At 67.1% G+C, this 19,482-nt stretch carries 11 protein-coding genes; 3 read left to right on the top strand and 8 right to left on the bottom strand.

All coding sequences use genetic code 11. From position 1 onward, the window contains the following. Positions 1 to 2: 2 nt before the first annotated feature. The 5 genes from ACFSGX_RS15755 to ACFSGX_RS15735 form a co-directional block, all read right to left on the bottom strand. Complete coding sequence (locus tag ACFSGX_RS15755; protein ID WP_380931272.1) at positions 3 to 2,489, bottom strand: TonB-dependent receptor; 2,487 nt, start codon at positions 2,487 to 2,489, stop codon at positions 3 to 5. Positions 2,490 to 2,727: 238 nt separating this feature from the next. Then, positions 2,728 to 4,077, bottom strand: coding sequence for a class I SAM-dependent methyltransferase (locus ACFSGX_RS15750; RefSeq protein ID WP_380931271.1), 1,350 nt, complete (start codon positions 4,075 to 4,077; stop codon positions 2,728 to 2,730). Positions 4,078 to 4,340: 263 nt separating this feature from the next. Beyond that, positions 4,341 to 5,615 (bottom strand): Xaa-Pro dipeptidase, encoded by a 1,275-nt coding sequence (locus tag ACFSGX_RS15745; RefSeq protein ID WP_380931270.1) that lies wholly within the window; start codon positions 5,613 to 5,615, stop codon positions 4,341 to 4,343. A 59-nt stretch (positions 5,616 to 5,674) separates the two neighbouring features. Continuing rightward, positions 5,675 to 6,967, bottom strand: a complete 1,293-nt coding sequence (locus ACFSGX_RS15740) for a cation:proton antiporter (RefSeq protein ID WP_380931269.1) — start codon at positions 6,965 to 6,967, stop codon at positions 5,675 to 5,677. A gap of 68 nt (positions 6,968 to 7,035) precedes the next feature. After that, positions 7,036 to 8,700, bottom strand: a complete 1,665-nt coding sequence (locus tag ACFSGX_RS15735) for an alkaline phosphatase D family protein (protein ID WP_380931268.1) — start codon at positions 8,698 to 8,700, stop codon at positions 7,036 to 7,038. Positions 8,701 to 8,899: 199 nt separating this feature from the next. Between ACFSGX_RS15735 and ACFSGX_RS15730 the strand changes: the two genes are divergently transcribed. Next, positions 8,900 to 11,251, top strand: a complete 2,352-nt coding sequence (locus ACFSGX_RS15730) for a TonB-dependent receptor (RefSeq protein WP_380931622.1) — start codon at positions 8,900 to 8,902, stop codon at positions 11,249 to 11,251. 45 nt (positions 11,252 to 11,296) lie between these two features. Here ACFSGX_RS15730 and glpK read toward each other — a convergent pair whose 3' ends face one another. Next, positions 11,297 to 12,790, bottom strand: coding sequence for a glycerol kinase GlpK (gene glpK, locus ACFSGX_RS15725; RefSeq protein WP_380931267.1), 1,494 nt, complete (start codon positions 12,788 to 12,790; stop codon positions 11,297 to 11,299). Positions 12,791 to 12,895: 105 nt separating this feature from the next. On the opposite strand from glpK, the gene ACFSGX_RS15720 reads away from it, so the two are divergent. Together ACFSGX_RS15720 and ACFSGX_RS15715 are read left to right on the top strand one after the other, a co-directional pair. Next, positions 12,896 to 14,431 (top strand): glycerol-3-phosphate dehydrogenase, encoded by a 1,536-nt coding sequence (locus tag ACFSGX_RS15720; protein ID WP_380931266.1) that lies wholly within the window; start codon positions 12,896 to 12,898, stop codon positions 14,429 to 14,431. After that, positions 14,428 to 15,207, top strand: coding sequence for a DeoR/GlpR family DNA-binding transcription regulator (locus ACFSGX_RS15715; RefSeq protein WP_380931265.1), 780 nt, complete (start codon positions 14,428 to 14,430; stop codon positions 15,205 to 15,207). The genes ACFSGX_RS15720 and ACFSGX_RS15715 overlap by 4 nt, the downstream gene beginning before the upstream one ends. Positions 15,208 to 15,407: 200 nt before the next feature. Here ACFSGX_RS15715 and ACFSGX_RS15710 read toward each other — a convergent pair whose 3' ends face one another. After that, complete coding sequence (locus ACFSGX_RS15710; protein WP_380931264.1) at positions 15,408 to 17,882, bottom strand: glycoside hydrolase family 9 protein; 2,475 nt, start codon at positions 17,880 to 17,882, stop codon at positions 15,408 to 15,410. 237 nt (positions 17,883 to 18,119) lie between these two features. Next, the gene (locus tag ACFSGX_RS15705; protein WP_380931263.1) at positions 18,120 to 19,373 is read right to left on the bottom strand and encodes an alkaline phosphatase; all 1,254 of its coding nucleotides are present in this window, start codon (positions 19,371 to 19,373) and stop codon (positions 18,120 to 18,122) included. Positions 19,374 to 19,482: the final 109 nt, after the last annotated feature.

Raw genomic sequence — 19,482 nt, 5'->3', positions numbered from 1 at the left:
ACCTACCAGCTCCGGCTGACGATGAAGCGCACGTTGCGCCCGAACAATGGGCGGCCGTAGATCGCCTCGGCCGAACCCTGGCCGGCGAACTGATCGGTGCGGGTATTGCCCTCGGTCAGGCCCTTGGCGTTGGTGATGTTGTCACCCACGACCTGGAACCGCCATGCCTTCCAGTCGAGCGCCACGCCGGCGGCCAGCGTCTCGTAGCCCGGCATCGCGGTCTGGCTGAACAGATCGACGTAGCGGCGGCCGACCCATTCGTAACGGCCGAACAGTTCCAGTTCGCCTTCCCCGACGGGCAGGTTGAAGGACGGGCGGACATTGCCGAAGAACTTGGCCTCGCGGATGATCTGGTTGCCGTTGACCGCGCTCGGATCCGCGCCCGACGTGTTTTCCAGGTTGCGATATTCCGGGTTCTGCCGGGTGACGGAACCGGTGATCGAGAACCACCGGACAGGGGCGAGCCGGCCGTCGATCTCGACGCCCTTCACCGACGCTTCGCCGATGAACGGCAACGACTGGTCGTTACGTCCGGTTTCCGGGTTGAAGGCGGCGAACGACGCGTTGAACGGATTGAACTTGGTGTAGAAACCGGTGAGATACAGATAGTTGCGGCCGAAGCTGGCCTTGAGCCCCGCTTCGAACTGGCGCGCCTTCGTCTTGACGATCGTCGGGTTGATGCTGGTCACGACGCTGAGCTGCGGCGGGACTTCGAGGTTGGACACGCGTCCGTAGACACCCAGGTTCTGCGTGAAGTCGTAGTTGGCGCCCACCGTCCAGTTCATCGCCTTGGGCTGGAGCTTCTGCGAGATGACGGCGCCGGTGAAGGCGCGGGTGGTATTGTCCGCCAGCGTGGTCGCGTCGCCGAGATCGGCTTGCGTGGTCGGCAGCGCGAAGCCGTCATAGTCATACCATTCCTGGCGAATGCCGAAATCGAGCCGCAGGCCGCGGGTCACGTCCCAGGTGTCGTTGGCGTAGAGCGCGATCATCTTCGCGTCACCCTCGCCCTGGTTCAGCGTCGTGGTGTAGCGCAGCACGCCGTTCTGCGTGACCGACCCGAGCACCGCGCCGGTCGCGGAATAGGCGACCAGATCGAGCGTCCGCGGCTGACCGCGCACCTCGATCAGCATGTCCTGATACGCCTGGAGCAGCGTGTTGCCGTAGAGCGAGCCATAGGTGCCGACGCGCAGTTCGTGCGTGCCGAAGCCGGTCTCGATCGACCGGGTGACGCTGAGGTCCGCCTGTCCGGAATAGAAGCTCGATTCCGACATCCGGTACTGGCCCGACACCACGAGGCCCGACGCGGTCGACGGATCGTAGACCGTGCCGTTGGTGCCGGAGAAGACATAGCCGAGCCGCGCCACGCCGGCGCCGAACGCCGCGCGCGCATTGGTCAGGTTCGTGCCGTTCCCGGTCGCCGTCGCGTAGGTGACCGCATCGACCGGGTTGGTGGTCGAGTAGAAGGCGTCGAAGCTGCTCTTGCCCTTGGTGAACCCGGTCTTGGCCGAGACGCGCCAGCCGTCGAAGTCGCCTTCATATTGCAGGCCGGCGTTGAAGAACCGCATGTGGCGGCCGTCCGCCAGGTCGCGGTCGTGGCTCTGCACCACGCCGGCGCCGTCGCGATACTTGATGTTCACGTTGCGCAGCGCGGGCGAGTTCAGCGTGCCGCGGTGATAATCGATGAACGGATCGAGCGAGACCGACGGGTTGCGCGGATCGGCGATCGGGATCGGCAGGTAGAAGATGTTGTGATCGTTGACATAGGTGCCCGACAGCTTGACGAAGCCGTTGCTGAAGTCGTGCTTCAGGTTGGCGCGGATCTGGCCGCCCTTGTCGCTGGGGAAGCCGCTCTTGCGGTAACCTTCGTGGTGGCGGAGGAAGCCGCCGACCGCGAAATAGGTGTTCTCCGACAGCGGGCCGGACTGCATCGCGTCGAGCCGGTAGAGGCCGGTGTCGCCGATCGTCAGCTGCGCCTTGCCGCGCGCGACGTCGGTGCCGACCGCGGTGATGTTGTTGGCGATCGCCGCCGCGCTGCTGGCGTAGATCGGCGCCGGGCCGCCGCGCACGATCTCGACGCGCTCGGTCATCAGGTCGAAGCGGTGCATGCCTTCGCCGGAGTTGAAGAAGACGCCGTCGATCTCGTGATACAGCGGCAGGCCGTCCTGCTGGAAGATGAGGTAGCCGCGATCGGTGGGGATGCCGCGGACGCGGGTGACGTTCTGCACTTCGCCGCCGGTCGCCTCGACCTGGATGCCGGGGACGGTGCCGAGCAGGTCGGCGAAGCTCTTCGGCGCGATCTGCTGGACATCCGCCTGCGACAGGGAGTTGATCGCGTAGGACACGTCGAACCGGCGTTGCGCGCGGGCGGCGGTGCCGGTCACGATGATGTCGGACTGTTCGGTCTCCGCCGGAGCATCGGCCGGGGTTTGAGCGGAGGCCGCGGATGGGGCCGCCACCGCCGCCTGCTGCGCATAAGCTGCACCGGGCATGCATGCCAGCACGCTGGCGGACGACAGAAACGAAAGAGCGAAAGCTCGCGAACGTGCGACCTGCATGGAAAATCCCCCGGTTGGATGGGGGGCCTCTATGGTGCCCACGCTACAGTCCGGTGACACCGCGACTAACCTGAAACAAAGCGATCCTCGGTGGCGCGTTCGGTCGCCCGGGGGTGGCCGGCCGACAATGGCCAGCGGCCCATTGCGCGCCTTGCCGGACGAACCGCTTTCGCTAGCGAACCTCCGGGCCGCGGATGACGGCGATGCCGAACGAGGTCGTGACGAACTGCCGCAGCGCGATCTTCAGGTGGTTCGTCTGCGCGAACGGCGGCACGTCGATGTGCAGATCGAGCGGCCGATCGCCCGCGTCGTATTTGAGCGGGAGGACATGGTGGCCGGCGGCGGTGAGTTCGAGCGCGAGCCGTTCCATGTCGCGGCGGCGGAACAGCACGGTGCTCTCATTGTCGACGGTCGCGGTGTCGGACGACAGGTTCAGCTCGGTCGTGTGGACCGCAACCCCGCCGGGGCGCAGTCGATCGACCGCCTGATGGATGAAGCGCAGTCCGGCCTCGATCGACCCGAGATGTTCGAACGCGCAGGCCGACCAGCAGAAGTCGAAGCCGCGCAGGTCGTCCGGCATCGCATTCATGTCGACCGGCCGGAAGGAGACATTCCTCGCGTGCGTCTCGGCATCGCACAGCGACGGCCAGTGGAGCTGTTCGATCGCTGTGCTGTGCTGGCCGGTGTTGAGCCAACCCGCGAGCTGCTGATGCCCCACGGGCATGTCCGTCGCGAGGATCTGGCAGCCGCGCGATGCGAAGTAGGAGGGCAGGCATTCGGCACCGCAGCCGAAGCCGAGCCCGCGGGACCCGGGGCGCAACATTCCCTGAGCTTCGAGCACCGCCAGGATGTAGATGTTCTCCCACTGCTTGCGGTGCCAGTGGATGCCCATGCCGAGCCGGTCGAGCCAGGCGCGATAGGCCGGTTCCTCCATCTGGTTGGCGGTACACATCTGCGACGCCGGATCGGCGATCGTTGCCGGTTCGCCGGAGATCAGTCCCGCCTCGTCCACGGGCGACGGCTTGCCCCACCAGCCCCGACCCACGGCGGAACCGCGCGCGAACACCGTCTTCTTCGCGTCGAGCATCTTGGCCTTGTGCGCCGATCCGTCCCCCCAGCCGTCCATATCGAGGCTGAGGCTCGACGCCGCGGCGTCCGTGTCCTCGACCAGTCGGCCCATGATGGCGTGGTAGTAGCCCGGCCTGGCGTTCAGCGTGACGCTCCAGCGGCCGTCCTGCGCGGCGACGTCCGTCAGCCGCAGCACCGTAGTCTTGGCGGTGGTCGACGCTTCGGACCCGTAGGGCATGGCCCGAACGCGGATGCGAAGTTTCCCCTTCGTGGCCCGCAGATCTTGGAAGCGACCGGAAAATGTCACCTGTCCGGCGCGGGTGGTCACATATTCCGAATGGAACACATAGGTCGCATCCGTTGCTCCGCCCGTGCCGCCGAGCCCGGTGATCGCGCTCGGTACGTCCGGCCACAGGCCGAACGGCCGCAGCTCGCGCTGGTCTTCGATAATCATTGACGCCCCCGCCCGGCTCTCATGAGCAAGGTCTGATACTCGGACTAGAAGCGGCGGATGACAAGGGCGTTACGTACATCCGGCGAATAAGTGTTTGAGGCAGGACGTCTTAGCGGTCGAGCCTGTCTTCTCGCTCGACAAGATGGTGAAGAAGAAGGCGACCGCGACGGAGGGCATCTTTGAGGCGATGCTGCACGACCCGGAATAAGCGGTTCGCAAGAACGCTGGCGAAGTTTGTCCCGGTGGTGCGATCGCCTCGAAACTCAGCGGAGGTCGAGCGGCTTCACGACCTGTCCTGACTTCATCACGAAGCTGACACGCTCCAGCTGGCGGACGTCGGCGAGCGGGTCGCCTTCGACGGCGATGAGGTCGCCGTAGCGGCCCGGCGCGATCGCACCGACGTCGGCGGTCTTGTCGAGCGCTTCGGCGGCGTTGCGGGTCGCGGCCTGGATCGCCTCGATGGGGCGCATGCCCCATTCGACCATCTTGGCGAATTGCAGCGCGTTGTTGCCGTTGGGGTAGACGCCCGCATCGGTACCGAACAGCATCTTCACGCCCGCGGCATGGGCGGCGCGGAACGTCTCGCGCTGCTTGCGACCGACGATCCGTTCCTTTTCCAGGCTTTCCGCGAAGACGCCGTTCTTGGCGCCTTCGGCCAGGATATAGTCGTCGTCGTAGATATCCATGTCGAACCAGGCGCCGTGCGCCTTGGCGAGCTTGAAGCTTTCCGCGTCGGCGAGGCTGGCGTGTTCGATCGTATCGACCCCGGCGCGAAGCGCGTCGTTGATGCCCGACGTGCCGTGCGCGTGAACCGCGACGCGCATGCCGAGCATATGCGCTTCCTCGACCACGGCGCTGATCTCGGCCAGGCTGAGCTGCTGCGCGCCGACCGAGTCCGTCTTGGACAGGACGCCGCCAGTCATGCAGACCTTCACCACCTGCGCGCCGTATTTGCGGATCGTGCGGACGGCTGCGCGGAATCCTTCGGGTGAGTTCGCGATCTGCGGGCTCGGCACCGTGATCGACGGCGGAAACTCGGTCGCGTCGCAATGGCCGCCAGTGACGCCGAGCGCATAGGTCGCGGGCACGATCCGCGGCCCGGGAATGTACCCGCCATCGACGCCCTGCTTCAGCGCGACATCGTCGTAGTTGGACGAGCCGACGTTCCGGACGGTGGTGAACCCGGCGTCAATCGTCTTGCGCGCATTGGCGACGCCGACGACGGTCCAGAACGCATCGGTGAACTCCAGCCCGCGATAGCCCGACAACGTCGGGTCGCTGGTCAGGTGGACGTGCATGTCGATCAGCCCGGGCAGGATCGTCCGCCCGCCCAGATCGATGCTGGTGGCGCCCGCCGGGACGGGATCGCCGCGGCGGCCGACCTTGGTGATCCGGCCGTCGACGATGGTGACCTGCGGATTGTCGACCTGCCGACCGGCCAGCACGTCGACCATATGGGCGGCGGTGACGACGACGGTCGCGGCGGGCGCGGCGGTGGACAGGAGGGCGGCGAGGAGGAGCGAGGCGGTTCGGATCATGGCCGCGATGTTCCGGGGATTGCCGCGCCTTGGCAACCCCGGACCGCGCTTATTTTACTCTACGGCGCGGCAGGCGCGGCGACCGGATCATCGCGGTCCGGATCGCGGCCGTGCTGGCGATCAAGCGACCGCATGATCGGCGTGACGGTCAACCCGTGCAACACGACCGAGAACAAGATGACGAGGCCGACGATGCCCCACAGCCGCTCGACGCCGTCGACCTCAATATGGTTCAGGCCGAACGCCAGATAGTAGATCGACCCGACCCCGCGGATGCCGAAGAAGGCGAGCGTCAGCTTCTCCGACCGGTCTGCCTTCAACCCCGCCAGACCAAGGATCCCGGTGAGCGGGCGGATGACGAGGAGGATCACGACCGCCGCGACGACATCGACCCAGGAGACGGCGCTGAACAGCCCGCTGACCACCGCGCCGCCGAACAGCAGCAACAGGACCATCATCGCCAGCCGTTCGATCTGCTCCGTCACGTCGTGCATGTTGTGGTGGAAATCATGGTCGCGGTGCGTGCCGCGGAACGTGAGCGCGGTGACGAACACGGCGAGAAAGCCGTAGCAATGGACGATTTCGGTAAAGCCGTAGGAGACGCAGGTCGCGGCGAGCGCGATCAGTCCGTCGCCGGTCTGCACCAGCTTGCTCTCCGCCGAGACGTGGAAAGTGAGCCAGCCGAACGCGCGGCCGATCAGCCAGCCTGCGCCGATCCCGACACCGATTTCCCAGAACACGCGGTAGCCCAGCCATTCGCCGAACCAAGGCTCGCCCGTCGCGGCAACGGTGGCGAGCAGGATCGCAAGATGAACGAACGGGAAGGCGAGGCCGTCGTTCAGACCGGCCTCCGACGTCAGGCCGAACCGGACCTCATCCTCGTCCCCCGTCTTGGGCGGTCCGACCTGAATGTCCGCGGCCAGCACGGGATCGGTCGGGGCAAGGCTTGCCGCGAGGAGCAACGCGATCGCCCAGGGCAGGCCGATGCCCCATGCCGCGAGCAGAGTGATTGCGAGGATACCGAGCGGCATCGTGACGGCGAGCAGCCGCCAGGTGACGGCCCACTCGCGCCAGTTGAACACCCGATCGATCTTCAGCCCCGCACCCATCAACGCGATGATCACGACGAATTCCGTGAACCGTTCGGTGATCGCGGGATACAGCCACGGCAGCGGCCGCAGCGTGATCTGCGGCAGCGAGAACAGCGCCGCGCCGAGCGCGATGCAGACGATCGGCAGCGACAACGGCAGCTTGCGCAGCACGAGCGGCAACCAGACGACGACAGCGGTGAGAATGCCGAACCCGGCCAGCATGAGAATATAGGGTTCGGGCAGGAGGTGTTCTGGAATCATTCGCCGTTAACGACCCGCGGCCCGGATCGGGGGCGTCGCGCGGAGGATTAGCCGCACGACGCCCCCCGTCAGCCGACCAACCGCATCGGTGACGTCCGATCGGCGGCGGATACGGTGTAGCTGGCGACGGTCTTGACCGTGTAGGGCTTCGTCATGATCGTCGACATCGCCAGATAGTCGCCGCGCGCCGATTGCGGCGTCAGGGTCAGCAGGATGTAGCCCTTGTTGTCCTGGTCGCAGAACGCGACTTCGGGGTTGGCGTCGGCGATAATCTTGCCGAGGTTCGCGTTGGGCAGGAGGCTGCCATAGGACGGGCTGGTGATCGCGCTCGTCCCGAACTCGGCGGCGACCAGTTGGCCGGCGTCGTCGTGCAGGTCGTTGGCCCAGAAGGCATGGCTGTCGCCCGAAATGACCAGCGGGCGCGAACCGGCGGCACGGAAGCTGGCGTAGAGCCGCTCGCGCGCCGGCGGATAACCGTCCCACGAGTCCAGGCTGAACGGGATGCCGGCACGAAAGGATTCCGCCGCGGCGGTGAGGGCGGTGCGGTACATCGCAGGCATGGCGGCCATCGTGGCGGCATAGACCTGCGGACCGAGGGCCTTGGCCAGATCGGGGCCGGCGACGCGGGCCATCACGACCTGATTGCCGAGCACCTGCCACGGCTTGCCCGCCTTCACCGACGCGGACAGTTCGCCCTCCAGCCAGCGTGCCTGGTCCGGGCCCAGCATCTCGCGCTTCGGATCGGCGCGGATGGTCTTGACCACGCCATACTGGTCGGGCGTGGCGACCTCGTTCTTGAACACCGCCTGGTGGCTGCGGGCGAGCAGGCGCGTTTCGACCATGATGAGGCTGGCGAGGTCGCCGAACTGGAAGCTGCGGTTGATCGCTTCGTGCGGGCGGCCGGGGATCGGATCGCGGATCGGCATCCATTCGAAATAGGCCTGCATCGCGGCGGCCTTGCGCTTGCCCCAGTCGCCCTCGTTGGGTTGGTGGTTTTCCGCGCCGCCGATCCAGCTGTCGTTCGCGGTTTCGTGATCGTCCCAGACGCAGATGAATGCGGCGCGGGCGTGCGCGGCCTGCAGGTCCGCATCCTTCTTGTACCAGGCGTGGCGGCGGCGATAATCGTCGAGCGTCACGATCTCGTGCGTAGGATCGAGCGTGCGGCCGAGGCGCTTGCCGATTTCGCCGCCGTAACCGTCGATGCCGTATTCGTAGATATAGTCGCCGAGATGGACGACCGCGTCAACGCGCGGCGCCTGGGCGATCGCGTCGTAGGCGTTGAACAGGCCCCCATTGTAGAGGCTGCACGAGACGACCGCGAGCACGGCATCCTGCACCGCGCCGACCGGCAACGTGCAGAACCGGCCGACCGGGGATTTCGTGCCGTCGGCCGCGGTGAAGAAGAAGCTGTAGTCGTGGCCCGGCTTCAGGCCCTTCGGCTCGACCTTGACCGTGAAGTCGCGCGCGGCGCGAGCGACGGCGCGGCCGGTGGCGACTGGGGCGGCACCGTCGCCGTCCGTGACGGTCCAGACGACCGGGATGTCGCCGGCGTGGCCCGCGACGGACGGGGTGGCACGCGTCCACAAGATCGCGCCGCCGGGGGTCGGATCGCCGCTAGCGACGCCGTGGACGAAAGTGATCGCGGGCGCGGCGGCGGCGGCCGCGACGCCGGGCGCGGCGAGCGTCGTTCCCATGCCGATCAGGCTCAACGCGGTGCGGCGGTCGACGGTCATGCGGTCATTCCTGTGTCTGGGATCACCGCGCGATAGGGGGGCTATGCGACGATATGGTTGCAGCCGCCGTAACCATTTCGTCACCGGGGCGTCATGCCGCCGACCCCGCCCCGTCATGCGAACGCCATCCAGTCACCCTAGCGCCACGATATTACATGGGGGAAATATTGTGTCTGTTTCACGCGTTGCGCTGGCCATCATGCTCGTCTGGACGCCGTCGGCTTTGTTTGCGCAATCGGTGGCCGCGCCGACCGACGGTGCCGACGATGCGGCGTTCGGCGATATCGTCGTCACCGCCCAGAAGTCCGAACAGAAGATCGCCGACGTGCCGCTGACCGTCACCGCGGTGACCGGCGAGACGATGCGTGCAATCGGCGTGTCCGAACTGGACGAACTGGCCGCCTACATCCCCGGCCTGACGATCCAAGAGCAGAGCGCGAACAATCCGGGCTTCGTCATCCGCGGCATCACGTCGGACAACGGATCGTCGCAGCAGGGTGCGCGCGTCACGCTCTATTATAACGGCGTCGATATCAGCCGGTCGCGCGGGGCGTATCAGGACCTGTACGACCTGGAACGGGTCGAGGTGGTGAAGGGGCCGCAGGCGACGTTGTTCGGCACGGCGGCGGCGATCGGTGCGATCAGCATCATCTCCGCCAAGCCGGAACCGGGTTTTTCCGGCGCGCTCTCGGGCGGGTACGGCAATTTCGACCGCTATCTGGCGTCCGGTTACCTGAACGCCGGCAACGACGTGATCGCCGGGCGGATCGCCTTCGCGTACAAGAAGCGCCGTGGTTATGTGCGGAACATCGCGGGCGATCCGGACGTCCCGAACCAGAACCAGGGGCAGGTCGATCAGCGCGATCTGAATGGGCAGGATCAGCGCGGCGTGCGTGCTTCGTTGCGCTACCGGCCGTCCGATGCGGTCACCGCCGATCTGGTGCTGACCTATGACGGGCAGCGTAACCCCGGCACCGCGTTCAAATCGCGCGCGTTCGCGCCGACCGGCGGGTTCGGCGGCAAGCCGTTCGACGATTACGGACCGGCCGAACTGTCCGGTTCGCCGTACAGCGAGAGCGTGCTGGGCGCGCGTCGGCTTGGGCTGAAGCGCAACGTATATGACGCGAACTTCACGCTCGCGTGGGACGTGGGCGACGGCGTCACGCTGACCACGGTCAACGGGTACCGCGAATTCAACGCGAACGAAGTGTTCGACGCCGACGGCGCGAGCGTATTCTACCTGGAATTTGCGGAGGAAGCGCGCGGCAAGCAGTACAGCCACGAGACGCGCCTGTCTTACACGGACGACCATTGGCGCGCGTTCGTCGGCGCAAATGCGTTCTTCGAAAAGGGGTTCCAGCGCGTGCCGTTCTCGACCGAGGAGGGGACGTATCTGGCCTGTTCGGTCAACACCGCCTTTGCCGGCGTGCGCAACATCCTGAACGCGACGGGTATCCCGACCGGCACGGGTTGCGTGACCGCGGCGGGGACGATCCCTGCGACGCGGGCGACGTCGGTCCTGACCGGCGGGGCGCTGACCACCGCCCCTTACTCCTCGACGTTCCAGAACAGCGGGCGGAACGACACCTACTCCGCGTTCGGCGACGTGACTTACATTCCGACGCCGGCGCTGGAGCTGACCGCCGGTGCGCGAGTGCTGATCGAGAAGCGGCGCAGCGGTTATTCGAGCGTGGCGCCGAACTCGACGATCGCCCGCGCAAGCCTGCTGGGGACAAGCAACACCAACGGCGTGACGTACCGCGCGGAGGATTCGTTCGCAGCGGTGCTGCCGCGGTTCAACATCCTGTACCGCCTGACCGACAGCGTGAACGCCTATGCCACGGTGGCCAAGGGGCGCCGCTCGCCGGTCGTCCAGCTCGATGCTGTCACGGTCGGCACGACTGTGAGCCCACGGCTCCAGCCGGTCGGGCAGGAGACGGTCTGGAACTATGAGGCGGGCCTGAAGGGATCGGTCGGCCCGGTCACCGCGGCGGCGGCGGTATATCTGCAGAAGTATGACGACTTCCAGGTGTCGGTGACGGCCAACGGCGTCACGACGACGCAGAGCGCGGGCACGGCGCAGAATCTGGGTTTCGAAGCCGAAGCGCAGGTGAAGCTGGCGTCGTTCCTGACCGCGTTCGGGAACTTCGGCTATATCGACGGCGGGATCGACAAGGATGCGCGGTTCGGCGCGTTCTCCGGCGACCGGTTCCGGTTGCAGCCGAAATATGAGGCGGCCGGTGGCGTGACGATGCGTGTGCCGGCAGGGTCGCTGACGTTGTTCGCGACACCGTCGGTGACGTATCAGAGCAAGGTGTTCTTCGAACTGCCGAACAACGAGGCGATTTCGACCGATCAGTATACGCTGGTGAACCTGCGGGCGGGGATCGAGGGGCCGGGAGCACGCTGGACGCTCAGCGGGTTCGCGCGCAACCTGACCGACAAGAAGTATCTGATCGATGCGGGCAATACGGGCGGTGGCCTTGGCGTGCCGACCTATATTGCGGGCGAACCGCGCTTCTACGGCATGGAAGTCGGCGTGAAGTTCTAGGCGTCCGACCCCTCCCCGCCAGCCGATCGGGTGGCGGGGAGGGGGTCAGAGGGGTGTGCTGAGCGTGCGTTTGACCGCGTCGTGCCACCCCGCGGCGAGCGGGGCACGCACCGCAGCCGGCATCGAGGGTTCGAAACAGCGGTCGCGCGACCAGAGTTTCGAGAGGTGGTCGAGCCCGGACCAGACGCCGGTTGCGAGGCCCGCGTGGAAGGCCGCGCCTCGCGCCGTCGTTTCCAGATCGGTCGGCCGTTCGACCGGCGTGTCGATCATGTCGGCCAGGAAGCGGCAGAGCCAGTCGTTGGCCGCCATGCCGCCGTCGACGCGCAGGATCGCCGGCCGTCCGCCGCCGTCCGCGGCCATGGCGTCGATCAGGTCCATCGTCTGGAACGCGACCGCCTCCAGCGCGGCGCGGGCGAGGTGGCCGGCACCGGCGCCGAGCGTCAGGCCGTAGATCGCGCCGCGCGCCTCGGCGTCCCAGTGCGGCGCGCCGAGGCCGGCGAACGCCGGGACCATGTAGACGCCGTGATTGTCGGGCACGCGGGTGGCGAGATCGTCGGTCTGGCTGGCGTGGGTGATGACGCCGATGCCGTCGCGCAGCCATTTGACCGCCGCGCCGGCGACGAAGATCGATCCTTCCAGCGCGTAGACGATCCGGCCATCGATCCGGTAGGCCGGGGTGGTGAGCAGCCGGTGTTCGGAGGCGACCGCCTTTTCCCCCGTATTGAGCAGCATGAAGCAGCCGGTGCCGTAGGTGGATTTGGCGGTGCCGGGTGCGAAGCAGGCCTGGCCGAACAGCGCCGCCTGCTGATCACCCGCGATGCCCGCGACCGGGATCGCCGCACCGAACAGGTCGGGCGAGGTCGTGCCGTAGAGATGGGCGTTGTCGTGAACCGCGGGTAGCATCGCCTCTGGCACGCGGAGCAGGCGGCATAGCTCCGCGTCCCAGGCCTGCGCGTGGATATCGTAGAGCATCGTGCGCGAGGCGTTGGTGACGTCGGTGGCGTGGACACGTCCACCGGTCAGCCGCCAGAGCAGGAAACTATCGATCGTCCCGAACGCGAGTTCGCCGCGATCGGCACGCGCGCGGGCACCGGCGACATTGTCGAGGATCCAGGCGATCTTGGTGGCGGAGAAATAAGGGTCGATGACGAGGCCGGTGCGGGCGCGGACGAGATCCTCCGCGCCGTCCGCGCGCAGTTCCTGGCAGCGCGCGGCGCCGCGGCGGTCCTGCCAGACGATCGCGCGGTGGATCGGCACACCGGTCGCGCGGTCCCACACCACCGCGGTTTCGCGCTGGTTGGTGATGCCGATCGCCGCGACGTCGGTGGCCGCGATGCCGCTGCGGGCGAGAGCGTCGCGCGCCGTGGCGACCGCATCGCGCCAGATATCCTCCGGATCATGTTCGACCCAGCCGGGTTCGGGATAATGTTGCTGAAACTCGGCCTGCGCGATCGCGACGCGGCGGGCGGCGCCGTCGAAGACGATGCTACGCGTCGATGTGGTGCCCTGATCGATGACCAGGATGTGCGTCTTGGCCATGGGTTTCTCTCCGCCTTGTACTTTCGGATGAAGGTTCGACCGGTTTCGAATGAACGTCAACTGTTTCGTTCGGCGTGCGTTGGTGCTACGAGCCGAGGCAATCAAATGACAGGACTGAGCGCGATGGACCAGTGGCCGACCGGACCCGTGGACCTGCTGATCGTCGGCGGGGGCATCAACGGCACGGGGATCGCGCGCGATGCGGCGGGGCGCGGGTTGTCCGTGCTGCTGGTGGAGCAGGACGACCTGGCCAGCCACACGTCGTCGGCATCGACCAAGCTGATCCATGGCGGGCTGCGCTACCTGGAATATTACGAGTTCCGGCTGGTGCGCGAAGCGTTGATCGAACGCGAGCGATTGTGGGGCATGGCGCCGCACATCATCTGGCCGCTGCGGTTCGTGCTGCCGCAGAACCAGTCGCCGCGACCGGCGTGGATCGTACGGCTCGGGCTGTTCCTGTACGATCATCTGGGCGGGCGGGAGAAGTTGCCGGGGACCGAGACGGTGAAGCTGGCGAGTTCGCCGTTCGGGGCGGGGCTGTCGCCGCGTGGCGGCAAGGCGTTCGTCTATTCGGATTGCTGGGTGGAGGACAGCCGGCTGGTCGCGCTCAACGCGCTGGATGCGGCGGAGCGCGGGGCGACGATCCGGACGCGGGCGCGGCTGACGGGGGCGCAAAGATCGGCGACGGGCTGGACCGCGGACGTCATCGATGCGGACGGGCTGACGCGGCAGATCGCGGCGCGCGTGCTGGTGAACGCGGCCGGGCCGTGGGTCGCGGACGTGCTGGGCCGGACGAGCGGCAGCCGCAACGACCGCGGCGTGCGGTTGGTGAAGGGGAGCCATATCGTCGTGCCACAGCTGTACGACGGCGACCATGCGTTCATGCTGCAGAACGACGACCGGCGGATCGTGTTCGCGATCCCGTATGAGGGGAATTTCACGCTGGTCGGCACGACGGACGAGGCGTGGGGCGAGGCGCCCGGCAAGGCCGAGATCGGTGCGGGTGAGACGAAATATCTGCTCGAGACGATCGCGCGATACTTCGCGCGGCCGGTGGCGGAGGCGGACATCGCGTGGAGTTATTCAGGGATCCGGCCGCTGTACGACGACAAGTCGGCGAACGCGTCGGCGGTGACGCGCGACTATGTGCTGGATGTCGATGCGGGCGAGGATCGCGCGCCGATGCTGAGCATCTTCGGGGGCAAGATCACGACGTACCGCAAATTGGCCGAGCATGCGATGCGGGAGCTCGCACCGTTCCTGCGCGATGCGGGGAAAGCGTGGACTGCCGGTGCGGCGTTGCCGGGCGGGGATATGCCCGATGCGGATTTCGAGCGGTTTCTGGGCGGGGTCGAGGTCCGGTATCCGGCCATTCCGTTGGCGTTGCTGCGGCGGCTGGCGCGGGCGTACGGGACGCGGGTCAGTGCGATCCTGGGGGAGGCACGCAGCGTCGCCGACCTCGGTGAGGATCTGGGCGGTGGGCTGCACGTCGCTGAGGTCGATTACCTCGTCGCGAACGAATGGGCGCGGACGGCGGAGGACATCCTTTGGCGGCGGAGCAAGCTGGGGCTGCATGTGCCGAGCGGGACCGCGGAGCGGCTGGACCTGTATCTGGGTCAGCGGGCCGCCGTCGCGGCATGATCGAGACGGGCGCAGCGGAGGTCGCCGCGCGCCAGGCGCGGATCGTGGCAATCGCGCAAGGGGCGGGCAGCGTTTCGGTCGAGGCGCTCGCGACCACGCTGGGCGTCACGCCGCAGACGATCCGCAAGGATCTGACGCAGCTGGAGCGGCGCGCGCTCATCACCCGTGTCCACGGTGGCGCGATGGCGATGTCGGGCACGAACACGCTGGCCTATGCCGAGCGGCGCGAGATCGCGGCGGGGGCGAAGTCGGCGATCGGGGCGGCCGCCGCCGCGCTGGTCGGGGACGGGGGGAGCCTGTTCATCAACATCGGCACGACGACCGAGGCGATCGCGCGGCATCTGGTCGACCGGCGCCGGCTGATGGTGATCACCAACAATCTGAACGTGGTGGATATCCTGGCGGACCGGCCGGGGATCGAGGTGATCGCCGCGGGCGGGCGCGTGCGGCCGAGCGACCGGGCGGTGGTAGGGGCGATCGCGATGGATTTCATCCGCGGGTTCAAGGTGGACATCGCGCTGATCGGTGCATCGGCAATCGGGGCGGACGGCGACTTTCTCGATTTCGACGTGGACGAGGTGCATGTGTCGCGCACGATAATCCAGAATGCACGCAAGGTGATCCTGGCGGTGGACTCTTCGAAGTTCGACCGGCCGGCGCCGGTGCGGATCGGCAGTCTGAAGGAGATCGACTGGCTGGTGACGGACCGGTTGCCGGATGCGTTGCGCGGGGTTTGTCGCGAGGCGGGTGTTCAGGTGGTCGAGACTGGGGGGTAATCTTTGAGCATCGTGGGTGAGGGGCTGTTGGCTTCTCGACTGCGCTCGGGATCGGCGGTTTGGGGGGCGGGAACTCGTATCGAAGGGCGTGCCTTGTGCTTCGATACGAGTCCTCGATACGCGCCGAGGGCGCTACTCGGTCTCTACTCAGCACGAACGGGGGAGGCGGATCCGGTTTGGGTTCCACCCTCCCCGCCGCCTTACGGTGTCTCCGCCGTGACGGCCATCGCGGCGCGGGCGGCGAGGATGTAGGCGGAGGTGGTGCTGACCGTGTATTCGTTTTCGAACCACAGGAACGGCCAGTCGGTCTTCAGTTCGGGAAAGTCCGGTTTGACGATCAGCACGCCTGGCACCATGCCGCCCGGAATGAAGCTGTAGTCCGCGCGGTTGTGGCCGTAGCCGATCAGTTTCGACTGGGTACCCACCGTGGACACGAGCGACAGGTTGTTGGCCGGGTGGAGGCCGAGGACATAGTCGATCGCGTTGAGCGTATGGTCCGTCCCGACGATCGCCGGGAACGCCTTGTGGAGCAGGTACATTGTCGTGCCGAAGCTGGCGACCTGGTTCGACCCCGCCCATGCGCCGTCGCTGATCGGGACGCCGAACGGGTTCTTGGTCATGTCCTGATCGACCTTGGCCATCATCGCGCGGACGAGCGGTTCGAGTTGGGCGCGGTAGGCGGCGTCCATGAACGGGATGGCGCGGACCGCGGGACCGCCGAGCCACTGGAAGTTCCGCTGGATCACCGGCATCAGCTGGCGGAGGCGATCGGCGTAGAGCTTGTCGCCCTTGGTGGTGATCAGCAGTTCGATCGTGGCCGACACGTTGGCCGCGTCGGGCGAGCGACGCGAGGAGGAGTCGTCGCGGCCGTCGCCGGCCTGCGCGGTGCCGCGTTGCTGCTTGGTCCAGAGCGCCTTTGCCGCGGCGAGTGCCTCGGCCGCCATCGTCGGGTCGCTCGCCTGCAGCGCCCGACTGGACCCCGCAAGGGCGCCCGCGACGATCAGGTTGTTGGCCGGCAGGTCGGTGGTGAATGCCCAGCGATCGTCCTGCGCGCCGGACGTGGCGGGCTTCTTCTCGGTCGGTTTCAGGCGCGGGTCGTAGATGAGGTTGTCGGTCTGCGACCCGCCGTCGCCGAGATGGGCATATTGGCGGAGCGCCGGATCGACGATGCCGACGATGGCGTGGCCGAATATCTTGTATTGCGCGAGCAGCTGGAGCGTGCCGTGGCGGATCTGCTGGACAGCATCCTCGACGCCGTCGGGCTTGCGGATCTCGACAGCACGAGCGGCTTCGTCGACGCTGGTTTCGTCCCAATCGAGCCCGAACAATTCGCGCGCCCAGACGAGATCGCGCACGACCGAGGCGTTTTCCGGGGTCTGGATGTCGTAGTCGCCCGCGTCCTGGAACCCGCCGACGGCGAGGCCGGGGATGTGCTGGCCCGCCTTGAACGGGGAGTCGAGATTGGCGCCCATCTTGTACCCGTCGAAATGGGTGATGTTCGGCGGGGCCTGGCGCGCGTCGTCGAGGTGGGAGGGGGCGGACCAGACGCGATATTGTTCGCGGATGCCGACATGATCCATCTGCCCGGCGATGAACGTGTCGAGCGAGGTCTGCCAGATGCGGCCATAGGCGTCGGGCGAAATGCGGAACGGGTTGGTCGTCGCACCGGCATAGGAGATGGCGTAGACGCCGGGTTCGCGCACGGACGAGAAGTCGAACGCGGCATAGTCGTAGCGCGTCCAGCGGCCGCGTGGCTGGGTCTTGGCGCGGAACACGGGTTGCTTGCGACCGTCGGCGGTGAGCTTGACCAGCTCGGCCTCGCCCGGACCCTTGAAGTTCGGATCGAGTTCGATCAGCGCGATCTTGGGGCGGCCGGGGGTGTAGCCGGCCTGGTTGAACGAGACGACCGGCGGGCGGACCCAGTTCTTCACGACGTTCGGGCGAACATGCCAGACGACCGCGTTCTCCTTCGCACCCGCCGGGATCAGCGAGCGGACGACGAACCAGCCATTCTGGGCGCGGTTGCGCGCGTCGTAGAGCGACAGCGGTGCGTTGTCCGACGTGATCGTGACGCGGGTGACGGGGTCCTCGGGCGCAAGCGTCAGCGATTTGCCGTTCGACGCGAGCGGCAGCGGATCGCCGGAGCCGTCCTTGGCCATCGGGCCGGTGGGGTGGCGCGGGAACAGGCCGGGCGCCGTGTCCATCAGATAGCTCTTGCCGAAATAGGCGGTCGGCAGGAAATCGAGGTTGAAGCCTGCCTTGCCGGCGAGGGCGGCGGGCAGCGGCTGGTCGAGATCGACAGCGATGCGGAAGCCTTCACCCTCCGCGGTCACCTTGACGACATAGTTGAGATTGACGTCCTTGTAGGCGGAACGGACGACGATCTGGTTGGGCTCGGTCCCGCGCGTGCGGCTGACGAAGGCGGGGACGGGGGCCCATTGTTCGGGGGTGCGGTCGAGCCGCACCGCGCCGTCGGTGGCAATCCGATCGCCGTGCAGGACGATCTGGATGCCGGCGTTCTTTTCATCGAAGAAGATCGGGCTGAACGGGTTCTGGTCGAGGATGACGGTGAGGCCCTGCGTCTCGAGCGTTTCGGCCGGGGTGACGGTCAGCGGACCGGCGTGGACGATGCCGGTGCCGGCCATCAGGCCGACGGACGCGAGCAAACTACTCAAGAGCCTCTTCGACACACGCATCTCCCCTGTTCACGACGCCGATATGGTTCCGGCGTTTGTCGGCGCTGACCCCGCCGCCGAGCCGGTCCGGAGCGCGCCCGGTGGGTGCGTACTGGACCGACTTAACGCGTGGTAGCGGTCACAAATCTGTACCAACGTCCGCGGGTTGGCAACCGGTAACCGAATGAACTCGATCAAGTCCGCCGGGGAGCGCTAACGCCCGCCCGGCGTCTCGGGTCAGGCGTCCGGCTTGAGGCCAAGCGTGGTCATCATTATGCCGAACAGCCGCGTGTTGGGCATGAAGCCGTGGACCGCCTCGGCACCGGGACCGGAGGCGGCGACGATGACCTCTTCGCCGGTGTGACCGTCCTGCACGCTGATGACCTTGTTGGTTGCGTCGGTGACGCCGGGTTTCGCGGCCTCGGCGGCATATTGCGCGGCGAGCGGCTTGCCGCGTTCGCCGCCGCCCATGCGCAGCGCGAAGCTGTGGTCGGCGGTGAACAGGATCAGCGTATCGTCACCGGCGACCGCTTTGATCCGGCGGATCATGTCGTCCATTTCGATGACGTGGCGCAGGCCGGCCTTCGGATCGTCGGTGTGCATGTCCCATTCGACCATCAGGAAATAGCCCTTGGGGTTGCGGGCGAGCTGTTTCACCGTCGCCTCGACCGCGGGGAGCGGCGCGAAGTCGGTGTCGCGCAGGATGGCGGCGCGGCCGGGCTGGGCCAGGAGCGCGGGGTCTTCGCCGAACCGGTAGCCGGCTTTGGCGAATGCCTGTTGCGCGGTCGTGCCGCGGGCGGCGAAGGATGCGGTGGCGTCGGCCATCCCCTTGCCGACCAGGATGTCGACGCCGTCGCCGAAACGCGGGGCAAGCATCTGGCGGAAGATCTCGTCCTTGTCCTTGCGCGCGCCGACATGGGCGTAACAGGCCGCGGGGGTGGCATCCCAGATCTTCATGTTGGTGACGACGCCGGTCGAGCGGCCCTGCTGCTCGGCATATTCGAGGAGCGTCTTGACGGGGGTGACGCCGTCGCCGGACGCCGCGGGGATGGCGGAGACCATCGCGCTGTTCGTCTTGTGACCGGTCATGATCGCGGTCATTCCCGCGCCGGAGTCCGTCACCCAGCGGTTGAGCGATGAGGTGTCGGAGAGTGCGACGTGCGGCATCGACTGGATGAACAGCGACTGTGGCCGGTCGTTGGCGAGGATGCCGGCCGCGCTGATCGTCGATACGCCGCCCGCGTCGCCGAGGAACAGGATAACGTTGCGCGCCTTAGCCGGCGCAGCGGGACGGACCTGCGCCGGTGCGATGGTGGGAAGCGCGGCGGCCAGCAGGCAGGCGAGTGATAGTCCGGTCCGGAGACGCCGGAGTTTGCCGCGGCCGTGCAGTCGGTTCGTCGTGATTGTGCCCACCTGATCATTCCCCGTCACCCGGTCGTCGATGTGACCGAGCGCCTGCGGTACGAACGGTGTGCGACACGAATATGTCACTTTTCGACAGTTCGGCTTTTGGGGCGAGGGCGAACGAACCCTTGCCGCGATGCGCATCGGCAGGAGGCGAGGGTCGACACCGGCAAGGCGTTATGGTCTCCTGAGTCGA

The sequence above is a fragment of the Sphingomonas arantia genome (assembly GCF_042682045.1).
Classification (GTDB): domain Bacteria; phylum Pseudomonadota; class Alphaproteobacteria; order Sphingomonadales; family Sphingomonadaceae; genus Sphingomonas_R; species Sphingomonas_R arantia.
This window is presented reverse-complemented; position numbering and strand designations above follow the sequence as displayed.